Origin of the sequence: Thermovenabulum gondwanense (assembly GCF_001601575.1) — a bacterium.
GTDB lineage: Bacteria > Bacillota > Thermosediminibacteria > Thermosediminibacterales > Thermosediminibacteraceae > Thermovenabulum > Thermovenabulum gondwanense.
Genome location: NZ_LOHZ01000005.1, coordinates 1 through 1,125 on the forward strand (window position 1 = coordinate 1; position 1,125 = coordinate 1,125).

At 50.4% G+C, this 1,125-nt stretch carries 1 protein-coding gene; it reads left to right on the forward strand.

Features of this window, described 5'->3' with window-relative positions; translation table 11 throughout:
* Positions 1–1,122, forward strand: a 1,122-nt coding sequence (gene tuf / locus ATZ99_RS00050) for an elongation factor Tu (protein ID WP_068747219.1), incomplete at its 5' end; no start/stop codon positions are given.
* Positions 1,123–1,125: the final 3 nt, after the last annotated feature.

The window sequence follows — 1,125 nt, forward strand, 5'->3', positions numbered from 1 at the left end:
CTGACGGCGGCGATAACGAAGGTATTGTCAAATGCGGGATTATCCCAGTTTGTAGCTTACGATCAGATTGACAAAGCGCCGGAAGAGAGGGAAAGAGGGATAACCATAGCCACGGCGCACGTAGAATATGAGACACCCAACAGGCACTATGCCCACGTAGACTGTCCGGGACATGCGGACTACGTAAAGAACATGATAACCGGAGCGGCGCAGATGGACGGTGCCATCTTGGTAGTATCGGCGGCGGACGGTCCGATGCCCCAGACCAGGGAACACATATTGTTGGCGAGACAGGTAGGCGTACCTTATATAGTAGTATTTTTAAACAAAGTAGACATGGTAGACGATCCCGAATTATTAGAACTTGTAGAGATGGAAGTAAGGGAACTGTTATCCTCCTATGAATTTCCTGGAGACGACATACCGGTTATACCCGGTTCAGCGTTAAAGGCACTGGAATGCGGATGCGGCAGCAGGGACTGCCAGTGGTGCGGAGCCATATGGAAGCTGATGGATGCGGTAGACGAATATATACCGACGCCGCAGAGGGATGCGGATAAACCCTTCTTGATGCCTGTAGAAGACGTATTTACGATAACCGGCCGCGGGACGGTAGTAACCGGCAGGGTAGAGAGAGGGACATTGAAGGTAGGAGACGAAGTAGAGATAGTAGGATTAAGGCCCGAGAAGAAGAAGACGGTAGTAACCGGGGTAGAGATGTTCAGGAAGATACTGGACCAGGCGGTAGCCGGGGACAACATAGGAGCCTTATTAAGGGGAGTAAACAGGGATGAAGTAGAGAGGGGCATGGTAATAGCGAAGCCCGGCTCCATACATCCGCACACCAAATTTAAGGGGCAGGTATACGTATTAAAGAAGGAAGAAGGAGGAAGGCACACTCCGTTCTTTACCGGATATAGACCCCAGTTTTACTTCAGGACGACGGACGTAACGGGAGTAATAAAGCTGCCGGAAGGCGTAGAGATGGTAATGCCGGGAGACAACATAGTGATGGAGATAGAGCTGATATCACCGATAGCTATAGAAGAGGGATTAAGGTTTGCTATTCGTGAGGGTGGCAGGACGGTAGGTGCCGGCGTAGTAACCGAGATCATCGAATAAAAA